Annotated in this window: 22 protein-coding genes and 1 pseudogene; 8 read left to right on the top strand and 15 right to left on the bottom strand. The window is 28.3% G+C overall.

Annotation, left to right across the window (positions count from 1 at the left end; genetic code table 11):
- Positions 1-169: 169 nt before the first annotated feature.
- A complete protein-coding gene (locus BM027_RS09600) occupies positions 170-2,068 on the top strand; it encodes an NAD(+) synthase (RefSeq protein ID WP_090091259.1) in 1,899 nt (632 codons plus the stop codon).
- Between the two features lie 225 nt (positions 2,069-2,293).
- A complete protein-coding gene (locus BM027_RS09595; protein WP_090091257.1) occupies positions 2,294-3,322 on the top strand; it encodes a branched-chain amino acid aminotransferase in 1,029 nt (342 codons plus the stop codon).
- Between the two features lie 305 nt (positions 3,323-3,627).
- Here the strand turns inward: BM027_RS09595 and ymfI are convergent, their stop codons facing one another.
- From ymfI to glyA, 9 genes are all read right to left on the bottom strand, one after another.
- Complete coding sequence (ymfI, locus tag BM027_RS09590) at positions 3,628-4,371, bottom strand: elongation factor P 5-aminopentanone reductase (protein WP_090091254.1); 744 nt, start codon at positions 4,369-4,371, stop codon at positions 3,628-3,630.
- A gap of 137 nt (positions 4,372-4,508) precedes the next feature.
- Complete coding sequence (locus tag BM027_RS09585) at positions 4,509-5,444, bottom strand: dipeptidase (protein WP_090091252.1); 936 nt, start codon at positions 5,442-5,444, stop codon at positions 4,509-4,511.
- 16 nt (positions 5,445-5,460) lie between these two features.
- Positions 5,461-6,393 carry a metallophosphoesterase gene (locus BM027_RS09580; RefSeq protein ID WP_090091250.1) on the bottom strand — a complete coding sequence of 311 codons (933 nt, stop codon included), beginning with the start codon at positions 6,391-6,393 and terminating at the stop codon, positions 5,461-5,463.
- Positions 6,394-6,677: 284 nt separating this feature from the next.
- A complete protein-coding gene (locus BM027_RS09575; protein ID WP_090091248.1) occupies positions 6,678-7,388 on the bottom strand; it encodes an ABC transporter ATP-binding protein in 711 nt (236 codons plus the stop codon).
- Complete coding sequence (locus tag BM027_RS09570; RefSeq protein WP_090091246.1) at positions 7,381-8,151, bottom strand: ABC transporter ATP-binding protein; 771 nt, start codon at positions 8,149-8,151, stop codon at positions 7,381-7,383. Before BM027_RS09570 ends, BM027_RS09575 begins: the two co-directional genes overlap by 8 nt.
- A gap of 2 nt (positions 8,152-8,153) precedes the next feature.
- Positions 8,154-9,209, bottom strand: a complete 1,056-nt coding sequence (locus BM027_RS09565) for a branched-chain amino acid ABC transporter permease (RefSeq protein ID WP_090091244.1) — start codon at positions 9,207-9,209, stop codon at positions 8,154-8,156.
- Between the two features lie 3 nt (positions 9,210-9,212).
- Positions 9,213-10,106, bottom strand: a complete 894-nt coding sequence (locus BM027_RS09560; protein ID WP_090091301.1) for a branched-chain amino acid ABC transporter permease — start codon at positions 10,104-10,106, stop codon at positions 9,213-9,215.
- Between the two features lie 24 nt (positions 10,107-10,130).
- A complete protein-coding gene (locus BM027_RS09555) occupies positions 10,131-11,300 on the bottom strand; it encodes an ABC transporter substrate-binding protein (RefSeq protein ID WP_090091242.1) in 1,170 nt (389 codons plus the stop codon).
- A gap of 791 nt (positions 11,301-12,091) precedes the next feature.
- Positions 12,092-13,327 (bottom strand): serine hydroxymethyltransferase, encoded by a 1,236-nt coding sequence (gene glyA, locus BM027_RS09550; RefSeq protein ID WP_090091240.1) that lies wholly within the window; start codon positions 13,325-13,327, stop codon positions 12,092-12,094.
- 384 nt (positions 13,328-13,711) lie between these two features.
- On the opposite strand from glyA, the gene BM027_RS09545 reads away from it, so the two are divergent.
- Complete coding sequence (locus BM027_RS09545) at positions 13,712-14,476, top strand: threonine/serine exporter family protein (protein WP_090091238.1); 765 nt, start codon at positions 13,712-13,714, stop codon at positions 14,474-14,476.
- 4 nt (positions 14,477-14,480) lie between these two features.
- Complete coding sequence (locus BM027_RS09540) at positions 14,481-14,930, top strand: threonine/serine exporter family protein (protein ID WP_090091236.1); 450 nt, start codon at positions 14,481-14,483, stop codon at positions 14,928-14,930.
- A gap of 126 nt (positions 14,931-15,056) precedes the next feature.
- Here the strand turns inward: BM027_RS09540 and BM027_RS09535 are convergent, their stop codons facing one another.
- On the bottom strand, positions 15,057-16,091 hold the full coding sequence (locus tag BM027_RS09535; RefSeq protein WP_090091234.1) for a dipeptidyl-peptidase IV: 1,035 nt from the start codon (positions 16,089-16,091) through the stop codon (positions 15,057-15,059).
- A gap of 19 nt (positions 16,092-16,110) precedes the next feature.
- A complete protein-coding gene (locus BM027_RS09530) occupies positions 16,111-17,139 on the bottom strand; it encodes a phosphodiester glycosidase family protein (RefSeq protein ID WP_175559963.1) in 1,029 nt (342 codons plus the stop codon).
- A gap of 341 nt (positions 17,140-17,480) precedes the next feature.
- Here BM027_RS09530 and BM027_RS18525 point away from each other — a divergent pair.
- A pseudogene (locus BM027_RS18525) lies at positions 17,481-17,680 on the top strand (IS5/IS1182 family transposase); the annotation flags it as partial.
- Between the two features lie 443 nt (positions 17,681-18,123).
- On the opposite strand, the gene BM027_RS09525 reads toward BM027_RS18525, so the two are convergent.
- Positions 18,124-18,393, bottom strand: a complete 270-nt coding sequence (locus BM027_RS09525; protein WP_090091297.1) for a metal-sensitive transcriptional regulator — start codon at positions 18,391-18,393, stop codon at positions 18,124-18,126.
- A 453-nt stretch (positions 18,394-18,846) separates the two neighbouring features.
- Here BM027_RS09525 and BM027_RS09520 point away from each other — a divergent pair, with 453 nt between their 5' ends.
- Entirely contained in the window at positions 18,847-20,403 is a 1,557-nt protein-coding gene (locus BM027_RS09520) for an ABC-F family ATP-binding cassette domain-containing protein (RefSeq protein WP_090091232.1), read from the top strand.
- A gap of 233 nt (positions 20,404-20,636) precedes the next feature.
- On the top strand, positions 20,637-21,026 hold the full coding sequence (locus BM027_RS09515; RefSeq protein WP_090091230.1) for a DUF4234 domain-containing protein: 390 nt from the start codon (positions 20,637-20,639) through the stop codon (positions 21,024-21,026).
- 300 nt (positions 21,027-21,326) lie between these two features.
- Here the strand turns inward: BM027_RS09515 and BM027_RS09510 are convergent, their stop codons facing one another.
- On the bottom strand, positions 21,327-21,641 hold the full coding sequence (locus tag BM027_RS09510; RefSeq protein WP_090091228.1) for a hypothetical protein: 315 nt from the start codon (positions 21,639-21,641) through the stop codon (positions 21,327-21,329).
- A gap of 270 nt (positions 21,642-21,911) precedes the next feature.
- The gene (locus BM027_RS09505) at positions 21,912-22,718 is read right to left on the bottom strand and encodes a nuclease-related domain-containing protein (RefSeq protein ID WP_175559961.1); all 807 of its coding nucleotides are present in this window, start codon (positions 22,716-22,718) and stop codon (positions 21,912-21,914) included.
- Between the two features lie 575 nt (positions 22,719-23,293).
- On the opposite strand from BM027_RS09505, the gene BM027_RS09500 reads away from it, so the two are divergent.
- Entirely contained in the window at positions 23,294-23,851 is a 558-nt protein-coding gene (locus tag BM027_RS09500) for a class I SAM-dependent methyltransferase (protein ID WP_090091224.1), read from the top strand.
- 270 nt (positions 23,852-24,121) lie between these two features.
- On the opposite strand, the gene BM027_RS09495 is transcribed toward BM027_RS09500, so the two are convergent.
- The gene (locus tag BM027_RS09495) at positions 24,122-25,588 is read right to left on the bottom strand and encodes a methyl-accepting chemotaxis protein (protein WP_090091222.1); all 1,467 of its coding nucleotides are present in this window, start codon (positions 25,586-25,588) and stop codon (positions 24,122-24,124) included.
- Between the last annotated feature and the right edge of the window lie 418 nt (positions 25,589-26,006).

Here is a 26,006-nt window from a genome sequence, read left to right as displayed (position 1 = left end):
TATCATATTTCAATTCTGTTTGTAAATTATTTATCTTTTGAATGTACCTTATTAAATATCCTTCTTATTATTGTCATTGATTTTCTATTACTTTCATCATATTATGGTTATATATAACAGATATTATTGGTTATACTAAAAGTATATAATAAAAATTGGAGTTGATAATATGGATTTTATTAAGGTTTCATCTGCATGTCCTAAAACAAGAGTTGGAGATGTAGATTATAACATTTCTAATATTTTAGATTGTATAAATAATGCTAACAAAAATTCAAGTAAATTTATAGTATTTCCAGAGCTTTGTGTCACATCTTATACATGTGGAGATTTATTTTTACAAGATTATCTTTTAAATAAATCTTTAAATGGTATACATGAGATATTACGTGCTACTGAAGATAAAGATATTTTAATTGCAGTAGGTGCTCCTCTATTAATTGATAGTATATTATATAATTGTGCTTTTTTATTATTTAAAGGAGATATTTTAGGGATAGTTCCAAAATCATATATTCCTAATTATAGTGAATTTTACGAAAAAAGGTGGTTTACTGAAGGTATTTCTATAGAAACTTATGAAATAAATTTACCTTTTCAAAAGAATATTCCTTTTGGTACAAATCTCATTTTTTCTTCTAATATTGCAAACTTTGGAGTTGAAATTTGTGAAGATTTATGGGTAACTATTCCTCCTAGTTCTTATCTTTCTCTTATGGGTGCTAATATAATAGGAAATCTTTCTGCTTCTAATGAATTAGTAAGCAAAATGAACTACAGAAAAAGCCTTATATTAAATCAAAGTGCTAGAGGAATATGTAGTTATATTTATTCTTCCGCTGGAGTTCATGAATCATCAACTGATTTATTATTTAGTGGACATTTATTAATTAGCGAAAATGGTTCTTTATTAAAGGAAAATGAAAGATTCCAAAGAGAAAATGAAGTTATATATTCTTATATTGATGTTTTTAAATTAAGAGCTGAAAGAATGAAAAATCTCAGTTTTAGAGATGCTTCTAAATTTACAGGTAAAAAACCTTATACAATTAATTTCAAATTTAAAACTACTAGCATTGAAAAATTTGATAGATTTATAGATAAACATCCTTTTGTTCCGTCTTCTAAAAAAGAAAGAGAAGAACGATGTAAAGAAATATTCAATATTCAAAGTTCTGCTTTAGCAAAAAGATTTGAGCATACAGGATCAAAAAAAGCTGTAATTGGAATTTCAGGTGGATTAGATTCTACTCTTGCTCTTCTTGTAATAGTTAAAACATTTGAACTGCTTCATTTAGATAAAAAGAATATCGTAGCTATTACTATGCCTGGTTTTGGAACTACTGATAGAACATATAATAATGCGTTGACTTTATGCAAAGAACTAAATTGTGATTTAAGAGAAATAAATATTGTCGATGCTGCTCTTCAACATTTTAAAGACATTGGTCATGATAAAGACATACATGATGTTACTTATGAGAACGTGCAAGCAAGAGAAAGAACTCAAATTTTAATGGACTTAGCAAACAAAGAGCATGGACTTTTAATCGGTACTGGAGATTTATCTGAACTAGCACTTGGATGGTGTACTTATAACGGGGATCATATGTCTATGTATTCTGTAAATCCTTCCATTCCAAAAACTTTAGTTAGATATTTAGTGAAATATGTAGCTGATAAAGAATCTAATGATACAGTTAGCAATACTCTTATTGATATATTAGATACTCCAGTAAGTCCAGAGTTACTACCTAAAGATTCTAATGGAGAAATCACTCAAAAAACTGAAGATATAGTAGGTCCTTATGAACTTCATGATTTCTTCTTATATCATTTTATAAAACATGGTTCATCAAAGGAAAGAATATTTTTCTTAGCCACTGAAGCATTTAAAGGCAATTATAGTAATGCTGAAATTGAGAAATGTCTTGATAAATTTATGTGGAGATTTTTCACCCAACAATTTAAGAGAAGTGCTTTACCTGATGGTCCTAAAGTTGGAAGTATATCTCTAAGCCCTAGAGGAGATTTTAGAATGCCTTCTGATGCTGCTCCATGGAAATAAACTATCAATACATAATTAAAGATTAAATATATAAATTTATGTTTTTTAATAATAAGGCACGCAGAATAATTATTAATTGTTTATGATTTACTCATTTTTATTGTTGATTTAATAATAAAATTTTGCTTTTTATATTAAATTGTGGAAATATTTTTTAAGTAGTGCTACAATAGATGATATTAAATAAACGAAGGCATTAAGCCTATAGATATGGAGGAATACAAAATGGGGAAAAAAGTTGATATTGATTGGAGCAAACTAGGATTTGATTATATAAAAACAGATCTTCGTTATATTTCAGTATGGAAAGATGGTAAGTGGGATGAAGGTAAACTAACTGAAGACAATATGCTTCATATTAGTGAAGCTTCTACTGTTCTTCACTATGGCCAAAGTTGTTTTGAAGGCCTTAAGGCATACACAACAAAAGAAGGTAAAATTCAATTATTTAGACCTGATAGAAATTCAGCACGTATAAATGAAAGTTGTAAAAAACTTCTTATGCCAGAAATTCCTGAAGAGAAATTTATTAATGCTGTTATGCAAGTTGTAAAAGCTAATAAAGAATATGTTCCACCTTATGGAAGTGGTGCTACCTTATATATTAGACCAGTTATGATGGGTGTTGGACATAACATAGGTGTTAAACCAGCTCCAGAATATATATTTACTATATTCTGTATGCCAGTTGGTCCTTACTTTAAGGATGGATTAACTCCTTGTAATTTTATTGTTTCAGATGATTATGATAGAGCTGCTCCTCATGGTACTGGAGGACAAAAAGTTGGTGGTAACTATGCAGCATCTCTTCAAGCACATGCTGAAGCTGCAAAAAAAGGATTTGCTGATTGTATATACTTAGATCCTGCAACTCATACTAAAATTGAAGAAGTGGGTGCTGCAAATTTCTTTGGAATAACTAAAAATGATGAATTTGTTACTCCTGCATCACCTTCCATATTACCTAGCATAACTAAATATTCACTTCTTTATATTGCAGAACATTATTTAAATATGCCAGTTTATGAAAAGGAAGTTTTCATTGATGAATTAGATCAATTTAAGGAAGCAGGTGCTTGTGGTACTGCTGCCGTAATTACTCCTATTGGAGGAATTCAATATAAAGATAATTTACATGTATTCTACAGTGAAACTGAAGTAGGTCCTATAACTCGTAAATTATATGATACTCTTTATGGAATTCAACTTGGTGATGTTAAAGCTCCAGAAGGCTGGATATATGAAGTAAAATAAATATGTCTAAGCTAATTATAAAAAATATCCCTTAAAAATATGATTTAACATACTCTTTTTAAGGGATATTTTTAGGCTATGTTTTAATCGAATGTTGATATTGTAATATAAGAGCGAATTGGCATTGGAATTTGCTTTGTAGAACTCTTAAGTGAAAATCAAAATTTTATATTTTGCTTTTGAATTTACTCAGCAAATGCACATGAGTCGAGTTTCCTATATAAATTCATTCCACCGTCCATGAGCTTTATATTACAATATCAACACGATTTTAAAACATAGTCTATTTTTATCAATAATTAATTCTAAATATATCCACCATCCGCTCTTATAATTTGTCCTGTAATATATGAAGAATCATCACTACATAGAAATGTTACTATCTTACCAATCTCACTAGGTTTTCCAAATCTACCCATAGGAATCTCTTCTTCTAAAGATTTTCTTTCATCTTCTTCTAAAAATGAATTCATGTTTGTATCTATAACGCCAGGTGCAACTCCATTAACTCTTATATTTGAAGGAGCCATTTCTTTTGCAAGTGACTTCGTAAATAAATTTAATCCACCTTTTGAAGCAGAATATAATACCTCACAAGATGCTCCAACATCACCCCACATAGATGAAATATTAACTATAGTTCCTCCCCCATTTGAAACCATGTAAGGAAGTACATGCTTACTCATATATATAGCACCTAAAAAATTTGTATTTATAATTTCATTTATCCCTTCTTCACTTGAATCCATAAATAATCCAATAATACTCTTAGCTGCATTGTTCACTAAAATATCTACTTTGCCTAATGTATTTATAGTAAATTCTATTATTTTTTTTGTTGATTCATAAGATGATATATCTTCCTTACATAAAACAGCATATCCTCCGATGCTTTTTATACAATTCAACGTTTCTTGTGCTCCTTCATCATCTTTAGAATAATTTATAACTATATTAGTTCCTTCTTTAGCTAATTCTATAGCAATATTCCTTCCTATGCCTCTTGAAGCACCAGTAACAATTGCTACTTTTCCTAATAGTTTTCCCAATTTTCCTCTTCTCCTAATCTTTATTGCATTTCAACTTCATAATGTTATGCATAGTTGATATCATAAATATACTTTTTTCAAAATTTCTTTAAAGTATTTTTTAAAAATTTCTTTGATGTTTTTTTATTTCATTATTATTACTTTAACACTTCATTAAAAACTCTCATTGTATTTTTATAAAATATCTTTTCTATCTCACTTTCATTAAATCCATTTTCTTTAAGAGCTACATATAGTTTATTAAACTTTGAACAATCCCTTATTTCAACTTCATTATCTATTCCATCAAAATCACTTCCAAGTGATATAACATCAATTCCTCCAACATTTTTTATATGTTTTATATGAACCAATATATCTTCTAGTGATGATATCTTCTCTTTACCTAAAAACTCTGAGCAAAAGTTTATTCCCATAACTCCACCATTATTTGATAATTTCCTTATCATTTCATCAGTTAAATTTCTAGGATGATTTGTTATTGCTCTAGCATTAGAGTGAGATGCTATAAACGGTTTCTTACACAGTTTAGCTAAATTATAAAATCCACCATCGGATAAATGTGAAGCATCTGGTATTATTCCTAAAGTTTCAACCTCTTCAAGGATTTCTATTCCTTTCTCAGTTAATCCATTATTTTGATATTTAAAACCAGCATTAGGATATCCAAGTTTATTTTTATAATTCCATGTAATAGTTAATATTCTAATCCCCATTTGATAGACATTTCTTAATTTTTCTACCTCCCCTTCAATTACTTCTCCTTCTTCTATTGATAAAAAAGCTCCTACTTTGCCATTCTTTTTACAAGATTCAAGTTCTTTTAAATTTTTTACAATCTTTATTTCACTAGAATGCTTATTAATTTGAAGATTAAAATTATTATACACTTTTAAGAATTCTTCATACGGTGTCTTTGTTATACTTTGATCTATAAAAAAAGCAAACACCTGTGCTAATGCATTTCCTTCTTTCAATTTATGAATATTAACCTTGCATACATCACTCTCAATATTTAATTCATCATAATATATTTTGCTTGCGGTATCACAATGTAAATCAATAAAATTCATTTGTTTCTTCCTCCCACTATAACCTTTTTGCGTAATCTAAATACCATTCTATTTTTTGAGGTCCTCCAATTACACTTTTCTTAATATACAAACTATTTTTTTCATCCACCTCTATGCTCCATTTAACTAAAGAAATCTCTCCTTTTACAATTTCAATAGAAGTTATTGTGGATGGAAATACACCACATCCATCATTAAAATATAACCCCTTACCAACTTCAGGAAATATATCATTATGAGTATGACCACATATAAACATTGTCTTTTCTTTTCTTGCTATCCTCTCTAAAATTTTATCTATTTTACTTCCTTTATTATAATTATTTGCAGGACTTGTTGGAGCTTTAAAACCAGCAACTCCTTCTAAAAATCCCCATAAATATCTAACTAAGAATCGACTAAATTTCCAAAGCTCACAATTCATAAAATCAACTTGATGTCCATGAAAAACAAGTATATCTTTGTTCATTGGAGTATATCTAAGTATAAGTCCTTCATAAAACTTTGTATTACTATAAAGATGTAATAGATCTTTTCCAAAACCATAATCTATTTTATTAAATGCTTTCTCTTGCTTATGAATAAAGCCTGGTTTAGATTTTACCATATCATGATTTCCATAAAGTAAGTATAATCTATTATCATTATTAAACTTATTCAATATCTTGAAAATATCTTTATAATTATAAGCAATATCTGAGCAATTCTTATTTTTCCACAGCTCATCTCCATCGCCCACTTCAATTAAATTATAACCGTATCTAAAATAATATCCAAGAGCTGCTTTATATATATTTTTATTTGGCCTTAGAGAATCTGCGTTGCCACCATCACCTCTATGCATATCACTTAAAAGTACTATTTTAGAATCTTTATCAAACTTTAATACTGGTCCATTTTTTGTTATTCTTTCAATAAAATCTTTACTATTAAAACAATTCTTCATCATAAACAACAATCCATTTAAAATTAATTCTATTTAGTATATGAGCAGAGAATGCGAAATGATAAGGTATTAAAAAAAATAACTGTAACAAGACTTGTTGAATACAAATCTTATTACAGTCTTTATGTTATACACATTCAAAAAAATAGCAAGTCAGCATGATAGTCTATTTTGTATCATACTGTGTCGATAATATCAGCTAATAGCACGCCATGAGCTAACATTACCTCCTTGTCTGATACAAAATATACGTCGCATCTTTGACTTGTTATTTTCTTTCATATGCCTTACAGTGATTCACCAAGGTAAGCTTTTTTAATTTCTTCATTATTAAGCAATTTATTACCTGTGCCCTTTAATGTTATTCTTCCTGTTTCCATAATATAACCTATATCAGCTATTTTTAAAGCTGCATTAGCATTTTGTTCTATTAGAAGAACTGTCATACCCTCTTCATTAATTTTCTTTATAATTCCAAATAATTCTTTTACAATTATAGGAGCAAGACCTAAAGAGGGTTCATCCATCATGATTAATTTTGGTCTTGACATAAGAGCTCTTCCTATAGCAAGCATCTGTTGTTCTCCACCAGAAAGAGTACCTGCTGCTTGCCAAGTTCTTTCTTTAAGTCTTGGAAAAAGTGAATATACTTTTTCCAAATCCTCTGATATGCCTGTGCGATCTTTTCGTGAGTAAGCACCTATTTTTAAATTCTCTAGTACTGTAAGGTCTGCAAAAACCCTTCTTCCTTCCGGAACTAAGGCTATACCTTTTTTAACCATATTCTCAGTGTTGAGTTTTGTTAAATCTATACCTTCATAATCTATACTACCGCTTTTAGGTTTAACAAGACCTACTATAGATTTTAATGTAGTACTTTTACCCGCTCCATTAGCTCCAACTAGAGTTACTATTTTTCCACTTGGTACCTCTAAGCTTATACCTTTTAAAGCCTCTATACCACCATATGATACTACTAAATTATCTATTTTAATCATCTTCAGATACCCCCAAATATGCGTCTATAACCTTTTTATCATTTTGTATTTCAGAAGGCGTACCTTCAGCTATAGTAATTCCATATTCAAAAACCTGTATTTTATCTGATAAACCCATAACCATATTCATATGATGTTCTATCATAAATATAGATAAATTGAACTTTTCTTTAATTTCCTTAATAAAAGCTGTAAGTTCATCTGTTTCTGTAGGATTCATACCTGCAGCTGGTTCATCAAGAAGAAGAAGCTTAGGATTAGTTGCAAGAGCTCTGGCTATTTCAAGTTTTCTCTGTTTACCATAAGGAAGAGAAGTAGCCTTTTCATATCTTAAATCTTGTAGTCCTAATTCTTCTAAAAGATCAAGGGATTTTTCAATCATTTCCTTCTCTTCTCTTCTATACTTAGGTAGTTTTAATGTAGCTTCAATAAAATTAGATTTAATATGAACATGGTTTGCAATTAATACATTATCAAGTACGCTTAAATCATTAAATAGTCTTATATTTTGAAAAGTTCTTGCTATACCAGTTTGAGTTATAATATCCTGTCTCATTCCAGTAACATCTGTATTATTAAAAATTATTTTTCCCTTTGTAGGTGTATACACATTTGTTATCATATTAAAAGCTGTGGTTTTACCAGCTCCATTAGGTCCAATTAAAGAAACTATCTCGCCTTCATTAATTTGAAGATTAAAATCTTTTACTGCTGTAAGACCTCCAAATTGCATAGTTGCATTTTCTACCTTTAGTAGTGCCATTGCTATTCCCTCCCTTCTTCTAGAGGTTTTTTATTAGAAAATCTAAATATTGATTTCCATGTAAGTTCTTTTGTTCCCATAATTCCAGTTCTAAAGAATAATACTATAATCATAAGTAAAACTGAAAAAACAACCATTCTAAGTCCAGGTATACCTTGGAAGCTTAAAAATCCAAAATTAAATTGTTTTTCCATATCCAAAAATCTTAAACACTCGCCTAAAATTGTTACAATAAAAGCTGAAATTACTGTACCAGTAACGCTTCCCATACCTCCAATAACTACTATAAGAAGTATATTAAAAGTAAGAACAAATTTAAACATATTAGGATCTATAGTACCAAGTAAATTCCCTAAAAGGCCTCCGCCTACACCTGCAAAGAAAGCACCAGTTACAAAAGCTATAGTTTTATGTTTAAATAGATTTATCCCCATACTTTCAGCTGCAATTTCATCTTCTCTTATAGCTTTTAAAGCTCTTCCGTAAGAACTATTTATAAGTGAAACAATAATTATTATAGTTACAATTGCTATTCCAAAAGTCCAATATAAATTTGTTTTATGTGGAATACCCCTTAGTCCTAAAGCACCATTAGTTAAGCTTTGAGCATTATTAAGAACTATTCTTATAATTTCTGCAAAACCGAGTGTAGCAATAGCTAAGTAATCTCCTTTAAGTCTTAAAGCAGGAGCACCTATTAAAAATGCTATTCCAGCTGAAACAAGCCCAGCAATAATTAATGACGGAAGAAGTGACATTGATATATGATTTAATGGAGATATTAAAGGTTCCATAAAGAAATTCTGAGTTTTAACTTTTTCAGACATAGTAAGAAGTGCTGATGTATATGCACCTACTGCTATAAATCCAGCATGTCCTAGTGAAAATAAACCTGTAAATCCATTTATCAAATTCATACTAAGTCCAAGAACTGTATATATTGCACATAAATTTAAAATTCTAATTTTATAAGAATCTAAGCCATTATTTGCAGCTAATAAGAGTAAAAATATAATTGCAATAAGAGCTATATTTAAATATTTATTTCTCTTTTTCATATCTTACACCTTCTCTGTTAAGTTTTTGCCCATTATTCCTGTAGGTTTAAATAGTAATATTACTATTAAAAGTACAAAAGCAAAAGCATCTCTATATCCTGTTAATCCTGGAAGAAAACCAACTAACATAATTTCACTTATACCAAGAATAAACCCTCCAATAACTGCCCCTTTGATATCACCTATCCCACCTATAACTGCAGCTATGAAGCACTTCATTCCAGGAATCATTCCCATAAGAGCAACTATTTGTGGGTATTTAACACACCACATCATAGCACCTACAGCAGCTAACATTGAACCTATAGCAAAAGTAAAAGAAATTATTCTATTTACATTTATGCCCATTAGTCTTGCCGTTTCAACATCTTTAGCCACTGCTCTCATAGCCATACCAACATTTGTCTTATTAACTAAATGTAGCAAAGCAAATAATATTATTACTGTTGCTATGGGAATTATAAAAGTAAGCTTTTGAATAGAAACACCACCTATAACAACTACATCTGTAAACAACTCTATATTTGGAAAAGCTTTTGGTCTTCCTCCAAATAAAACAACTGCTAAATTTTCAAGCAAGAACGAAACACCAATAGCAGAAATTAAAATAGATATTTTTGGTGCACTTCTAAGAGGTCTATAAGCCGCAAATTCAATTGTCATTCCTAGTATCCCAGTTATAGCTATAGCTATTATAAAGGCAAAATACCAAGGAAGACCAAATGTAGCTACTCCGAAAAATGCGAAGTAAGCAGCCATCATAAATATATCTCCATGAGCAAAATTTATAAGCTTTAATATTCCGTATACCATAGTATATCCTATAGCTATAAGAGCATATAAACTTCCAAGGGAAATTCCATTTGTTAAATATTGCATAAATGTAGTAAAGTCCATCAAAATCATCTCTTCACCCCTAATTTAGTTTTCTTCTGGTTTTATGGTATCAAGATAAGTAAATTTACCATCTTTAACCACCTTTAAAACTGCATCTTTTATAGCATTGTTATTTTCATCTATAGTAATTACTCCAGCAGCCCCAGGGAATTTTTTAGTTTTTGCGATTTCATCTCTTATTTTTACTGGATCCGTAGAGTCAGCTCTTTTTATAGCATCTAATATTACTAAGTAAGCATCATACGATAACGCTGTACATGCTGAAGGCTCTTTGTTGTATTTTTTTCTATACGCATCAAGAAAAGTCTTTGATTCTTCAGTTATAGGAGTTTCACTAGCAAAGAAAGTTGAAAAAACTGTACCTTCTACTGCTTCTTTACCTATATCTATAAATTCTGGTGTTTCCCACGTATCGCCTCCTATGATAGGAGTTGTTATACCAAGCTGTCTTGCTTGTTTTATTATCAATGATCCTTCAGTAAAATTACCAGGAGCAAATATTACATCTGGATTTTTACTCTTTATATTTGTAAGCTGAGCTGTAAAATCTTGATCTCCTGTATTGTATTTAGAGTTAGCTACAATAGCATTTTCATCCCCTGTAATCTTTTTAAACTCATCAGTAAAAAATTTGCAAATCCCAACTGAGTAATCACTAGAAACTTCTTGAATAAGTGCCACCTTCTTAGCTTGCAATTTATTAGCTGCATACTTTGCCATAACTTTACCTTGGAAAGGATCTATAAAACAAACTCTAAAATAATAATCATTTCCTGCAGTTACTAGTGGATTTGTACAAGAAGCCCCTACTGCTGGAACCTTAGCGTTCATAACAATCTCTCCTGCCGCCATAGAATTTCCACTTCCCCAGCTTCCTATAATAGCATTAACCTTTTCTTGCTCTATAAGGTTTGAGGCTGCACTGGCTGCTTCAACTTTATCAGACTTGTTATCTGCAAATACTAATTCTACCTTTTTACCAAGAACCGTTGGATAAAGTTCATTGGCAAGTTTTGCTCCTTCAACTTCGAGCTCACCTCCAGCCGCATTAGAACCTGTCATTGGTTCAAACATTCCGATTTTCACTACATCGCTATCCACGTTTGCTTTTGAATCTGATTTAGAAGTACAACCTGCTAGCATTAATGAAGTTGACATAACTAGCATCAAAAGTAAAGAAATTTTCCTTTTCATAAAAAAATAGCCCCCCTATGTTAGTTTAAGTATATGTACTATTAAAAAACATTCCATTGAAAATGCAATTTTACATAGAACATTGTAACAATCTGCATTTCCTTGTTTTTATAATAACTTTTATATGTCTTAAATGTACCTTTGAAAATCATTTATTATTATCAATAAGTTGCCCAAACAATTAGTAATTTATTAAAAAATAATGATGATTATTGATAAATTTTAAGTTATCAATATATTATATTATATGAGTTATTGTGTCAATACATGACATAAATTGTAAAGCGTATTCAAAGCTATCCCATTTTAAAATACACGTGTATTTATCTCGCTTACAGACAGAATATTTTGCTTATACTTTTTTTTTAAAATATAAAATCATTAAAATTTAATGTGACATATTTCACATTAAATCTAACTAAAAAAATGGTCTGTATCATAATACAAATGATTTAATTATATGATGTATATTCAAAAAAAATAGAAATAACATTTGTGTAAGAAGCATTGAAAAATAAGCTTAGAGTTTCTTCATTTGAAGTTGTTCCATAAATGATTGTCCTAATGCATATTAGGAACAATCTTTTATGGGTACAACTTTAAATGTTAGAAAATCTTAGCGAAATTTTTCTAGTCTTCTTTAATAAATGTTATTTCTATTTCTTTGTTATTACTTCACTTGATAATTCTGAGACAGCCCCATTTTTAGTTTAACTTTTTAAGGCTCATGAAAAAAATAACAAGTCAAATATATTAACATACTGACTTGCTATTTAAAAAAATATTTCTAATTATTGGTATAAAGGATGTTTATCGCACAAAGCTTCTACTCTAACTTTAAGTGGAGATAAATCTCCTTCTCTATTTGCTATAGCTTCATCTATAATAGATGCAATTTCTGCCATATCTCCTTTTTCAAATCCTCTTGTTGTAATTGCTGCTGTACCAATTCTAATTCCAGAAGTTACAAATGGACTTCTTGTTTCATTTGGTACCGTATTTTTATTAGCAGTAATTCCTATTGAATCTAATAAATGTTCTGCTTCTTTTCCTGTTATTTCTTTATTGTTTAAATCCACAAGGAATACATGATTATCAGTTCCACCTGATACTATTTTAAATCCATGTTGTTTAAGCTTTTCTGCAAGTTCTATACAGTTTTCAACTACATTTTTAGCATAAACTTTAAAACTTGGATCTAATGCTTCTTTAAAGCAAACAGCTTTTGCAGCTATAATATGTTCTAAAGGACCTCCTTGAATTCCAGGGAATATGTTCTTATCTAAAGCCTTAGCGTATTCTTCTTTGCAAAGAATTAATCCACCTCTTGGACCTCTTAAAGTCTTATGAGTTGTTGTTGTTACAAAATCACAATATGGTACTGGTGATGGATGTACTCCTGCAGCAACTAAACCTGCAATGTGAGCCATATCTACCATAAGTAGCGCTCCAACTTCATCAGCAATTTCTCTAAATTTAGCAAAATCTATAGTTCTTGCATATGCACTTGCACCTGCAACTATAAGCTTTGGTTTATTTTCAAGAGCAATCATTCTTACATTTTCATAATCAATCATTTCAGTTTCTTTATCTACTCCATAAGATACAAAGTTAAATAATTTTCCTGAAAAATTGACTGGTGAGCCATGAGTTAAATGTCCACCATGGCTTAAATCCATTCCTAAAACAGTGTCTCCTGGATTTAATACTGTAAAGTATACAGCCATATTTGCTTGTGAACCTGAATGTGGTTGAACATTTGCATGTTCTGCTCCAAATAATTTTTTAGCTCTATCAATTGCAAGTTGTTCTATTTCATCAACTACATAACATCCACCGTAATATCTTTTTCCTGGATATCCTTCAGCATATTTATTAGTTAAATATGAACCCATAGCTTCCATAACAGCTGGACTTACAATATTCTCTGATGCAATTAATTCTATTCCTTTTTGTTGTCTTATTAATTCCTTTTGAATTAATGTATAAATTTCATTGTCTTCTCTACTTATGTTTTCAAAATTCATTTTATCACCCCAATATTTATTAGACATTATCAATAAAACACTTATCGAAATATACAAAACTATTCTGTTTGGTATATTTTTGATAACGACCTTATTCAAATTATAAGTTTTCTGAGTAAATTTATCAACTATTTTTTTATTCCCCTAATATTAATTAAACTATCATGTATATACCAATAATTTTATTAAATCATTATATAAGTAGTATTATGCTACACTCCCTATAATATAAAAACACTTTATGTTATAATACTTTCATTGAGTTATTCTTGACTTTGAATGTAGTTTATGTATATAGAATATATTTATCCAATTTAGTTTTTTAAAACACTTATTCAAAAGATATAATAACCATTAGATAAATTTTATGTGAGGGATAAAATCATGGATTTAAATAAATTGCTTCAAGTTGCAACCTTTGCTGGTAAAATTATGCTAGAGAGTGGTGGTGAAATTTATAGAGTTGAAGAAACTATTTGTAGAATATGTAACTCTTTTGGTGTTGATCAAGCTGATAGTTTTGTAACTCCAACAGGCATTATGGTATCAATTGCTTATAAAAACGAGGTATCAACTTTAATTAAACGAGTTACTTCTAGAGGTGTAGATTTAAACAAAATAGATAAAATTAATGCTCTTTCTAGGAAAATTCAATCAACCACTATAAATCTTGATGAATTCAATAATGAACTTTTAAAAATATCTAAAGGGGAGAGATATTCTGAATTATCTACTCTAGCATGGTCTGCAATTTCGGCTGGATGCTTTTCTATACTTTTTGGTGGAAACTACAAAGATTTTATTGTAGCGACCTTAATTGGATTAGTGATAAAATTAGTATCTAATACATGTCAAAAATTAACTATAAATGAGTTCTTTATAAATTGTTTGTGTGGTGGCTTATCCGCTTTATTAGCTATGATTTTTATAAAGATAAATTTTGGTAATAGCTTAGATAAAACAATTATTGGTGCTGTAATGTTATTGGTTCCAGGATTAATAATTACAAATGCAATTAGAGACACTATTGCTGGAGACTTTTTAGCAGGCATAACCAAAGCCGCTGAAGCATTCTTGGTTGCTGTTTCTATAGCTGTTGGTACTGGTGCTGTTTTAAGCATATTTATAAATAAATTTGGGGGGCTATAACATAATGATTCGTGAAACTTTATTTGCCTTTATAGCATCATTAGGATTTGGAATAATATTTAATATAAAAGGAAGAAACTTATTTTTTGCTGCTGTTGGTGGAGGCTTAAGTTGGTTTTCTTATTCTCTCCTAATAAGTTTTAATATTAGTACTATTCTTTCTTTATTTATATCTTCAGTTATATTTAGTATTTATTCAGAAATCTGTGCAAGAATTCTTATGACCCCAGTTACTACCATAATAATATGTTCATTGATTCCTTTAGTCCCTGGAGCGGGGATGTATTATACCATGTATGAGACTATAACTGGAGATATTATAAGTTCTCTTCAAGTTGGTCTTGACACTATAGCCAAAGCTGGAACATTAGCACTCGGGATAATATTTGTTTCAACAATTACAAAACAAGTTATAAACTTAAAAAAGGTAAGAGAAAAGTTATTCAAAAAATAGTTATAGCAGGGTACTATATAATATACTTATCATAAATCCAAATAGTACCCTGCTATAACTAGTATTGAGCCCACCCAAGGCGCTCAAAGTCTTTCACCATTATGGTTAAATGCTATTTATTAATTTCTATTTTCCTTTTAAATTCTTATAAACTAATTTTCCACTACTATCAATAGTCGCTATAAACTCTTCTTTTATTTGAAGAAGTTTTCCTTCATATTCAATTTCATCACCAGTGGTTAAGTTTTTAACGCTTCCTTTAAGATTGTTATTAATTAGTATTTCACTTTCATTACTAAAGTACAAGTCATCAATACTTGCAGCTGAGTCAAGAGTTAATTTATTCCAAGTTGATGTATCTTCACTAACTTTACCATAAACTATACCTTCTATCTTATCACCATTAAGCTCACCCATATATATTACATCTTTTCTATCAATACCTAGAAGAGTCAATTTCTTATTAGAATTAAACGTTAATTGTTTATTAGGACTTGTAACAAAGAATTTACCGTTTACCTTGTCTTCATAAATTAATCTATCTTCATGTGGTATTACTTTCATATTTCCTAACATATTAGTTTTAATATCAATCTTACTCAACGTATCATTTCTATCTATCCTATAGACTACATTTCTTGAACCACCTTTATTCACATGTATATAATACACGTTAGTAAGAACTGATGTGGTCATATTATTTATTTCCATATTCTTTTCATACTTGCATATTTCTTGTACAAAAGTCTCAGAAGAATTTGTAGCATTGTATGTTATAAGTTGAATTTTTTCTACTCCATTTTTTTTCACTTTTTCTACTATTGCAAGTATATCTCTGTTATCTAACCATTTACAGTACATAATTACTCCATTATTTTCAGTTTTAACTTCCTTCACGTTAGCTGTTTTAGTATCTTCAATATATAGAGTATCCGATTTAAAATATGTTAAATATTTTCCATCATATGATAAATTAGCAGTCTTTGCATCATTTGGAATACTTGCATTAATATCTTTTGTATTATCTTTTTTAATTTCAATCTTTTTACTTTTAAATTCTGATGAATTAATAAACACAAAATTATTTAATATATATAGTAGACCTGTTTGTAATAGTAAAGATAATACTGCCCAAACAATTATTTTTTTAAATTTTTTCATCCTGTTGCTCCCCTTTAGTTTACTTAACAATAACTGCTGTTGGAATTGTTCTCTCACCCATGCTATTTGATGGTGTATTAATAATCTCTCCATCATAATACATTGTTGTAGATTTTCCACCATCTAAATTAATTGCATTAATGGCACCTAATTTATATAATACTTCTTGTACTTCTTTATACGTTGCTCCTAAGCTTGTTAGACTTCGTCCATCTATAACCAAAAGAATTATTGCACCATCTTCTCTTTGTCCAATTGCTGTTCTTGGTGCTATTCCTCCATCCATAGTAATCTCAGTCATTTTCCCATTTACTACAAGTGTAGGTCCAAAGCTTAATGCTTCTTGAACTTCTAATTCTTTAAGTTGATTTTCTGAATACTTCCCTACAATTAATATTCCATCTTTTGTTATTGCAAATAAATCTGTTTTACTATCTTCATCCAAACTATTCCATACTTTTTTACCATCACTAATTACAATTCCATCTGGAAATGCTCCTGTACCTGTCCACTTAACTGAAGACCTATCTACAAATGCGCCCCCATTAACAGCAGCAATAGCACCGCTATTTTCAGCAATTTCAGTTGTAGTCTCACCCTCTGTTTCTAATTTAGAACTAGTTCCTATCTTTACTCTTGTTGAATCCTTTATAACAAGATAGTGTCCTTTATACTTAGGATTATCAGTTATATCATACAGCTCAATAGTATCATCCTTATTCTTCGGAATTTTCACTTCATTAACATTAGTAGTTTCATCTTTGGTCTCAGATGATGATTTCCCTATAATACTATCTATTTTTTCATCTGACAAAAACCATGTAGCTAAATATTGAGTATTCATTGTACCCATTGCTGATCCAACATATATTCTTTTTGCATTTTCAAACGGTCCATATAAAAGTAAAAATGGAAATGTACATACCATAAAGACAAGTTCAAATAATAAAAATGACAATACAGTAATAAAAGATAACTTCTTCGTCTTTTTTTTACCACTTTCTAATTTATGTCTAAACTTTGTTATTTTCTTTTTCTTTTTCTTTATTCCATTTGTATTCACTTACATTTTCCTCCTAAATTATAAATAAATATTATTTATTTTCATTTGTATTAAATTCTTTTACTTTTAGTTTTATTATAAACTTTAAAGTTTCTCCATCACTTGTTGAATAATGAAGAAAAAAACACTAAATTAATGTAAAAATGTACTGCACACTTTTATTTATAACCTACTAAAGTCCATTCAGTCTATGACTATAGACTGAATTAAAGTCATCTTACCATATTAATATAAAATTATCAATATTTATCAATGTTATCAATATCCTATTAATTCACATAAAGGAAAATAGACTAGTTAAAGATGTAGGTACAAACTAAACAAAAACATATTATTTTGATATAGAAAAACGTAAGATATGCTCAAGTAAAGAAGGGGTTATACAGATGGAGCTAAGTCAAAAAACTATTCTATTTCAATAAAATCAACTTTTCATAAAGATAAAATAGAATTTCAAGAAAGTAAAAAATTCAAAGAAAAATCTAAAGAAAGATATAAAATTGAAACTAAAAGGGGCTGTCTCAGAATTACCAAGTGAAGTAATAACAAAGAAATAGAAATAACATTTATTAAAGAAGACTAGAAAAATTTCACTAATAGTTTCTAACATTTAAAGTTGTACCCATAAAAGATTGCTCCTAATATGCATTAGGACAATCATTTATGGAACAACTTCAAATGAAGAAACTCTAAGCTTATTTTTCAATGCTTCTTACACAAATGTTATTTCTATTTCTTTTTTCAATATACATCATATCAGTAAATGATTTGTATTACTAGACAGCCCCTTCTTTCTTTATCCAAGGCTATTGAAAAAAAGTATAGATTTTTTAGTGACCTCTATTTCTAACTTTCTTTTTTATCTTTCCCCCTGTTATTCTATCATTTTGTATTTTATAATATTATCTATGAAATAAGCGATTTTGATTTAATGAATTTCCAGTACACAAAAAAAGTTTTATGTATGCCTTATTTAGTGAAATTGACCATTGTCTTTATTAATTTTTTTATTTCTTCTTGCTTTTCATCTTTGTCAATATTTAAACATTCACCTGCATAATTTTCTATTATTAATCCGCCTACTTTATTAATAGCTGATCTTATTGCTGAAACTTGCACTAATATATCTGTGCAACATGACTCTTGTTCTACCATTCCTTGTATACCTTTTACTTGACCTTCTATTCTTCTTAATCTATTTATTATATCTTTTTTGGATTTACTCTTATCATTGTCCATAAATCTATTCCTTTCTCTTCTTCCTATGACATCCATATATTATTTTATCCAATTTATATATTTCTTACAAAGAATTTTTTATTTAATTAAACATATTAATACTTTTAACATTAGTTTTGTTTCAATATATATGTTCTATTAAAGATACTACTTATATTTCATTACTATATAATAAATTAACTGTAAAATATTAATTAGAACTTATATATATTAATAATTTTAAACAGTACTTCACTTTAACCATTAATAATGTATACTTTATAATCATAAATTAATATGCTTTCCATAAAAATTACTTTGACATAAAGGGTTTCCATCACTTAAAATAATTAAAGATATAAAGTATATTTTAAAATTGGATTATATAAGGCATTACCACAAACATAATAACTAACATCATTATATATGAAGTAGTTATTTTTTGATAAATGCCTTACACTTTAGGAGGACTATATGAGCGTACTTACTGTTAAAAATATTAATCATGGTTTTGGAGACAGAGCAATATTTGAAGATGTCTCTTTTAGATTATTAAAAGGAGAACATGTTGGTCTTGTTGGAGCTAATGGTGAAGGTAAATCAACATTTATGAACATAGTTACTAATAAACTTATTCCTGATGAAGGTAAAGTTATTTGGTCAAATAATGTTAGAGTTGGTTATATGGATCAACATGCAGCGCTAACAAAAGGTCAAAGTATAAAAGATGCATTAAGAGATGCATTTAAATACCTTTTTGATTTAGAAAAAGAAATGAACAACTTATATGAAAAGATGGGCGATTGTAATGAAGATGAATTAAATAAAATGCTTGAAAGAACTGCTATAATTCAAGATATGCTGGATCATAATGGCTTTTATGTTATTGATCCAAAAGTTGAAGAAGTAGCTAAAGGACTTGGACTTTTAGATTTAGGACTAGATAAAGATGTTGATGATTTATCCGGTGGACAAAGAACTAAAATTCTTCTAGGAAAACTATTACTTGAATGTCCTGACATATTACTTTTAGATGAGCCTACTAACTATCTGGATGAAGAGCATGTAGAATGGCTTAAAAGATATCTTCAAAGTTATGAGAATGCATTTATATTAATTTCACATGATATTCCATTCTTAAACTCAGTAATAAATTTAATATATCATGTAGAAGAAAGAAAACTTACTAGATACGTTGGAGATTATCATGAATTCGAAAGAATACATGCACTACATAAAGAAAAAATGGAAGCTGCTTTTGAAAAGCAACAAAAAGAGATTGCAAGACTTGAAGATTTCGTTGCTAGAAACAAAGCTAATGCCGCTACTGCAAATATGGCTAAATCTAGACAAAAGAAATTAGATAAGATGGAAGTAATAGAACTTTCAAAAGAAAAACCAAAACCTGAGTTTAGTTTTAAACAAGCTAGAGCAGCTGGAAAAGTTATATTTGAAACTCACGATTTAGTTATAGGATATGACTCCCCTCTTACAAAACCATTAAATTTATATATGGAAAGAGGACAAAAAATAGCTCTTGTTGGAGCTAATGGACTTGGTAAATCAACTCTTTTAAAAAGTTTACTTGGAATAGTCAAACCTATAAGTGGAGATGCAGAACTTGGTGATTACCAATATATAGGATACTTTGAACAAGAAGATAGAACAAATAATACTAATACTTGTATAGATGAAGTTTGGCAAGAGTTTCCTGGTTATACTCAATATCAAATAAGATCTGTACTTGCCAAATGTGGATTAACAAGTAAACAAATTGAATCTCAAATAAGAGTTTTATCAGGTGGAGAAGCTGCAAAAGTAAGACTTTGCAAAATCTTAAATAATGAAACAAATATTCTTATCTTAGATGAGCCTACTAATCATTTAGATGTTGATGCAAAAGATGAACTTAAGAGAGCACTTAAAGAATATAAAGGTACCATACTTTTAGTATCACATGAACCTGAGTTTTATAAAGATATAATAACAGAAACTTGGAATTGTGAGGATTGGACAACTAAAATTGTATAATAATTCTAGAAAAGTAGTCAGTTTAATTAAAACTGGCTCTTTTTATTGAATTATAATTCTAAATAGCATACGATTAAATTATAAACACTTCAAGGAAATTACTAACTCAGTAAATAAATAATAACTAAATCCTATTATGGTTTTGTCTAAAAGAAAGCAATATTGAACTTTAAAGGGGTTTATGGTAGAATTATGTAGAATTTTTGTTAATAACTAGAAAGGAGTGTTTATACATGATTAAAAAGAGAAGCTTTGGATTACTTATTTTGCTAAGTATAATTACACTTGGAATTTACGGAATTATTTTTTGGTATACTTTTAATGAAGATGTTAATAAAATATGTGAAGGTGAAGGAAAACCACTTCCAAATTACATAATAGTTATATTACTTTCAATTATAACTTGTGGAATTTATACTTTTGTATGGTCTTACAATATTGGTGATAAAATGCAAAGAGTTGGTAATCGCAACAGTGTTATAATTAGTGAAGGCGGTTCAACAATTTTATTATGGATGTTAATAGGATCTATGTTATGTGGTCTTGGGCCATTTATTGGTATGTACATTTTAGTAAAAAATATGAATTTACTTGCTGAAAATTACAATGCTAAGATTGCTTAGTTAATGAAGGGGCTGTCTCAGAATTACTAAGTGAAGTAATAACAAAGAAATAGAAATAACATTTATTAAAGAAGACTAGAAAAGTTTCGCTAATGTTATTTCTATTTCTTTTTTGAATATACATCATATCAGTAAATGATTTGTATTATGAGACAGCCCCTTGTATGATTAAGCTATAAAATTCATACCTATTTACATGAATATTGTAAAGGAGATAATTTGTTGAAATTTTTCAAAAAGTTTTTATGCAATAATGAAATGATATTAATAATAGACCAATGTGCTTGTATATTGAGTTTATTATTTTCCTTCATGTGCTCTAATATAGCTTTTCAGCATGTCCTCTGCTAAAAAAGTTATTTGTTCATGACAATAATTTAATTCATTAAGTTCCCCAGTTTTTATAGACAAAATTTCTTCTGCTATCTCAGAGCACTTACTTATAAAATTATTATAATCGCTAAAATCTAAACTTTCTAATTTATCATTTATTGGTTTTGGAATATGTAATTCACTTTCATCTTCAAATCCATATAATTCATAAGTCTTTAATTTATCAACTAAATCCATAACAATAGTTATTATCTCGCTAATTGTAAATATATCTGTCTTCATAATGTACTCCTTAATTACTTTTTAGTATCAAGTCTATATATTAAAAATTAACTAAGGCACATGAAAGAAAATAACAAGTCCAAAATGCCATGATTATTTTTCATCAAGCAAGAAAGCAGATTGGTCTCATAGCGGGCCTATTAGGGCAATCTGCTGACGCAGCATGATGGAAAATAGGCTTGGCAGATGGACTTGTTATTTTTTTGAGTGTGCCTAATCAATATGTTAGTCTATTGGATTGTTATTTTTTAAAGTGCCTAATAGAATAAATTAGTTAAACTTATATATTATATTCCATAAAAAATATATAACACAAGAGGCAACACATATGCACTTTGTATAAAATACTATCTTGTCAAATGAAGTTCTATTTGTTTTTTCTTTATATCCCATTATAGAACTATCCCCTGTTTTTCTCTTAAGTATCTTCTTTTCTAATTCCTCCATATTGTAAGATGAATCACTTTTATAATTATTAATATACTCATCTAATTCTTCATACAATAAAATCTTAAAATTAGTATTCCCTTTTATTGATAAAGTAGCTTTATTATTTGCAATTACTAAAATATCTACTACTTTTACTTCGCTTCCAACAACCTCTTTTATAACCTTATGATGCCTTTCCACTTGTTCTTTAGGATTTTTAAGAGTTTCTACTTTGTTATTCTTTATTCTTGTCCATTCTCCAGATTTATTAATTGTAATATTTCCTGAGAAATTCTTAACCTCTATATTAAAAATACCTTTTTTTGAAATCACTATGCTATCTAGTTCTTGAGTTAAACTATTTCCTTTTAAATAAAATCCACTCATTACTTTATAACTCTTCTTATCCAAACTTTTTAATACATTCTTAACCTTTGACTCTCCTTCTTCTCCTGCTATTCTTATCATTTTATCTTTTCTTTTAGCTATAAAAAGGTCTTTTAATAATATGTAAACTAATATACCTACATATATAATAGTGACTGCTATTGTCCAATTCTTAGAATTCAAAAAATTAGCTATTTCTTTACAACCTATTGTTATAATTACAATTAAAATCAATTGTAAAATATTTCTTAAAAATTTCATATACATCTCCTCTAAATTTCTATTTATTTATAATCTGATTTTTTCCTTGACTGATATAAAGTGAAACTTTTCATCTAGAGTTTTTATACTACAGATGAATTGAGTTGAATTTATATCCTAAAGGGATACCTGGTTTTAAGACAAAATGTTCGTCTCATCACTGACTTATTATTTTATTTCATATGCCTAATAATATCATGAATACACTTAGCATGTGAATATATAAATTATAAAAATATATATCTATTAATAAATTTAAAAATTTTTGATGAACTTATTGAAGTGAACAATGAACGGTGATAAACTAAAGTTGTTCATAAAATGAACTGCCTGATTAGAACAAATTTTATTATACTTTATCAAGTAATTATTAAGTTTAGGTGAAGTTTGCTTATGATAAAGACTCTCTCCATCTGAATCTTAGAAGAACTTATTCAGGCAAGTATCAGTACTTATACTATCAATGAGTACCTAGTCTCCTACTTTGATAGAAAATCTAGGTGTTAGCAGTGATAGCGATTGGATAAATCAAATTACTTTAAGAAAATTTTAATTAAAAATGGGAGGAAAAAAATATGGAAGACATGACTTATTGGAAAGAAGTTTGGGAAAGAAAGGGACGAGATACAACAAAGTCCTTAGAGGTATTAGATGGATATGAAGATACTACTGCAAATGTAGCAGAAATAGCAAAAAATATTATTAAAGAATTAGACATAAAAGAAACTGATAGAGTTTTAGAAGTTGCATGTGGTGCTGGAGGATTAGCACAATATATAAAATGTAAAGAATATGTTGGGGTTGATTATTCTAGTTCTCTTGTAAAAAAACATATTGAGCTACTTAATAATTCAGTTTTAACAGGAGAAGCTAATGACTTAATATTTAAAGATAAAACATTTGATAAAGTTTTTTGTTTTGGTGCATTTCATTATTTTCCAAATCAAGAATACGCTAAAAAAGCAATTAATGAAATGAAAAGAGTTGCTAAAAAAGCAATTCTAATTGGCGATCTACCAATTACATCACATAGGGAAGAACACCTATTATATAATATGAATGATTTTAAAGATTGGAAAATTATAGAGGGATATTATAATCCTAATAGATTTAATGTAGTTTATAACTTATAAAAACGAAATAAAATAGAATTAGATGTGGACTGTAAAAACAATACTGCACTAAATTTATATAAAGCTTGTGGTTTTGAGGAAAAGTCTGTAATGGATTATTATGAGTACAGTATTGAATTTTAGCTGAAAATATAGCGGAGTTTATGAGTTAATTATTATAATAAACATCGTAAATTAAGGCTAATACAATTTTTAAAAAATAGTAGATAGTTTCGTTTTTACACAAAACTATCTACTATTTCATTATGTTGAATAAATGTTTCAATTATTCTAAAATTGTATAGAATTTAATTCGTTACATGTATCATCAATATCATTATAGCTACTAGTTATATCCGCTATACTATTATTAAGTTCATCAATCGCAGCAAATATCTCTTCCATAGCTGTTGCTGTAGTTTCTACATCTTCACTAATATTATTTACTGAATTTAATGTATTCTTCATTGAATCTTCTAATACAACAGATTGATAGCTAACATTCTTTGAGTGATTTAATACATTTGAAGTATTTTTATTTATATTTTCAAATAAATTCTTAACATCATTAGTGTGTGTATTACATAACTCAATAGATTTTTGTTCATTTAATACTTCATCAGATACTACTCTTGTTTTATCAGAAATATTATTTAATATTAGTTCTACTTCATTAGTAGATGCTTTTGAATCTTCCGCAAGTTTTCTTACTTCTTCTGCAACTACTGCAAAGCCTTTTCCCTGTTCTCCTGCTCTTGCTGCTTCTATTGATGCATTAAGTGCTAATAAATTAGTTTGATCTGATATTTCATTTATTGTATTAATAATCTGTACTATTTTTGTATTTTCTTTACTCAATTCATTTATTAAATTTACTACACTTATAATCTTTACATTTAAATTATTCATTTCTGATGATAGGTTGTCTACTTTATTGGTACCTTCTAAAACAACACTTTCTGTAGATATTGATAATTCTTCCATTGTCTTAATTGCTCTTGTAACTTCCTCTACTTTTTCTACCCCCACTGTAATTACTGATTTCATATTATTCATTATCTCTACTTCTTTTGTTGCTTTATTAGCAACATCATTTGTAGAAGTTGTAATTTCTTCTGCTATTTGACCTGTTGTGGAAATTCCACCTTTAATTTTTTTGTTAGCTAATGTTAAAGTTTTTATTGTATTGTATATTTTATTTAATAAAACTTCAGAATTAGATTTAGATTCCTCAACAATTTTATAATTTTCTGCCAAATTTTTATAGATAGTTTTTGTCATAATGGCATTAATAGATAATATAACTGATCCTGCTACAACGTATAATACATAAAATGCTAATTCTTCATATCCTACAGAAGCAAATAAAGTAGCTTTATAGTTTAAAAAGAAATATAATATAAGGCCTACACTGGCTATTGCTTCTATTATCATTGCTCTTAAATCTTGGTATACACTTATTAAAATAATACCATAATAAATTAAAACAAAATTGGCTATGCTTGGTTCTGATATAAACATTATAAATATAATAAGTATATACATAAATATAGTGTAATACATAGTTTGAATAATGTATTTCTTTTTTATTAAAATAACATCCACTAAACATAATGGAATTGAAAAAACAACTAATATCATTATAAATTTCGGTTCTATATTTAGACAAATATCAAAAATTGTCCTTAATATTACCGAAAGTAGAAACCCTACTAGCATAATCTTGTTCTTTAACTCTAAATTTTTCTTATAATCCATAAACATTCCTCCATATATTAATTATATTTTTTTCTTTTTTAATATTAAATTTTATAACATTAAAAAAATTATTCTGATTACCTGTAATTCCTTATTATTCTACAATATAATACATTATTCTCCTATGTAATACAATATCCTTCTATATTTTATATAATTAAAAATGAAAAGGCCTCACGAACTTCCCCCTCTCAGATCCATACTCACCCATTAATTAGTTAATCTGCCTAATTATCTTGCTCTTATTGATCATTTAATTATAAAAAAATACCTACAGACCAAACACTTTTTTCTAAGTGTGAAATCTATAGGTATCAGTATACTGTAACAACATCTTTTTATTTTGCTCTATTTTATTGTGAAATTAGATTATAAAATAACAATTAAATTTAATTGTTAGCAAAAATAAATTGCAAAC

The sequence above is a fragment of the Clostridium uliginosum genome (genome assembly GCF_900112485.1).
In the GTDB taxonomy this organism is placed as follows: domain Bacteria; phylum Bacillota; class Clostridia; order Clostridiales; family Clostridiaceae; genus Clostridium; species Clostridium uliginosum.
Note: the sequence above shows the minus strand (reverse complement) of the source record. Positions and strands in the feature narration are given on the sequence as shown.

Coding starts and splice junctions, on each gene's coding strand:
- BM027_RS09600 (WP_090091259.1), top strand. CDS start 170: ATGGATTTTATTAAGGTTTCATCTGCATGTCCTAAAACAAGAGTTGGA.
- BM027_RS09595 (WP_090091257.1), top strand. CDS start 2,294: ATGGGGAAAAAAGTTGATATTGATTGGAGCAAACTAGGATTTGATTAT.
- BM027_RS09585 (WP_090091252.1), bottom strand. CDS start 5,444: ATGAATTTTATTGATTTACATTGTGATACCGCAAGCAAAATATATTAT.
- BM027_RS09580 (WP_090091250.1), bottom strand. CDS start 6,393: ATGATGAAGAATTGTTTTAATAGTAAAGATTTTATTGAAAGAATAACA.
- BM027_RS09575 (WP_090091248.1), bottom strand. CDS start 7,388: ATGATTAAAATAGATAATTTAGTAGTATCATATGGTGGTATAGAGGCT.
- BM027_RS09570 (WP_090091246.1), bottom strand. CDS start 8,151: ATGGCACTACTAAAGGTAGAAAATGCAACTATGCAATTTGGAGGTCTT.
- BM027_RS09565 (WP_090091244.1), bottom strand. CDS start 9,209: ATGAAAAAGAGAAATAAATATTTAAATATAGCTCTTATTGCAATTATA.
- BM027_RS09560 (WP_090091301.1), bottom strand. CDS start 10,106: ATGGACTTTACTACATTTATGCAATATTTAACAAATGGAATTTCCCTT.
- BM027_RS09555 (WP_090091242.1), bottom strand. CDS start 11,300: ATGAAAAGGAAAATTTCTTTACTTTTGATGCTAGTTATGTCAACTTCA.
- glyA (WP_090091240.1), bottom strand. CDS start 13,327: ATGAATTTTGAAAACATAAGTAGAGAAGACAATGAAATTTATACATTA.
- BM027_RS09545 (WP_090091238.1), top strand. CDS start 13,712: ATGGATTTAAATAAATTGCTTCAAGTTGCAACCTTTGCTGGTAAAATT.
- BM027_RS09540 (WP_090091236.1), top strand. CDS start 14,481: ATGATTCGTGAAACTTTATTTGCCTTTATAGCATCATTAGGATTTGGA.
- BM027_RS09535 (WP_090091234.1), bottom strand. CDS start 16,091: ATGAAAAAATTTAAAAAAATAATTGTTTGGGCAGTATTATCTTTACTA.
- BM027_RS09525 (WP_090091297.1), bottom strand. CDS start 18,393: ATGGACAATGATAAGAGTAAATCCAAAAAAGATATAATAAATAGATTA.
- BM027_RS09520 (WP_090091232.1), top strand. CDS start 18,847: ATGAGCGTACTTACTGTTAAAAATATTAATCATGGTTTTGGAGACAGA.
- BM027_RS09515 (WP_090091230.1), top strand. CDS start 20,637: ATGATTAAAAAGAGAAGCTTTGGATTACTTATTTTGCTAAGTATAATT.
- BM027_RS09510 (WP_090091228.1), bottom strand. CDS start 21,641: ATGAAGACAGATATATTTACAATTAGCGAGATAATAACTATTGTTATG.
- BM027_RS09505 (WP_175559961.1), bottom strand. CDS start 22,718: ATGAAATTTTTAAGAAATATTTTACAATTGATTTTAATTGTAATTATA.
- BM027_RS09500 (WP_090091224.1), top strand. CDS start 23,294: ATGGAAGACATGACTTATTGGAAAGAAGTTTGGGAAAGAAAGGGACGA.
- BM027_RS09495 (WP_090091222.1), bottom strand. CDS start 25,588: ATGGATTATAAGAAAAATTTAGAGTTAAAGAACAAGATTATGCTAGTA.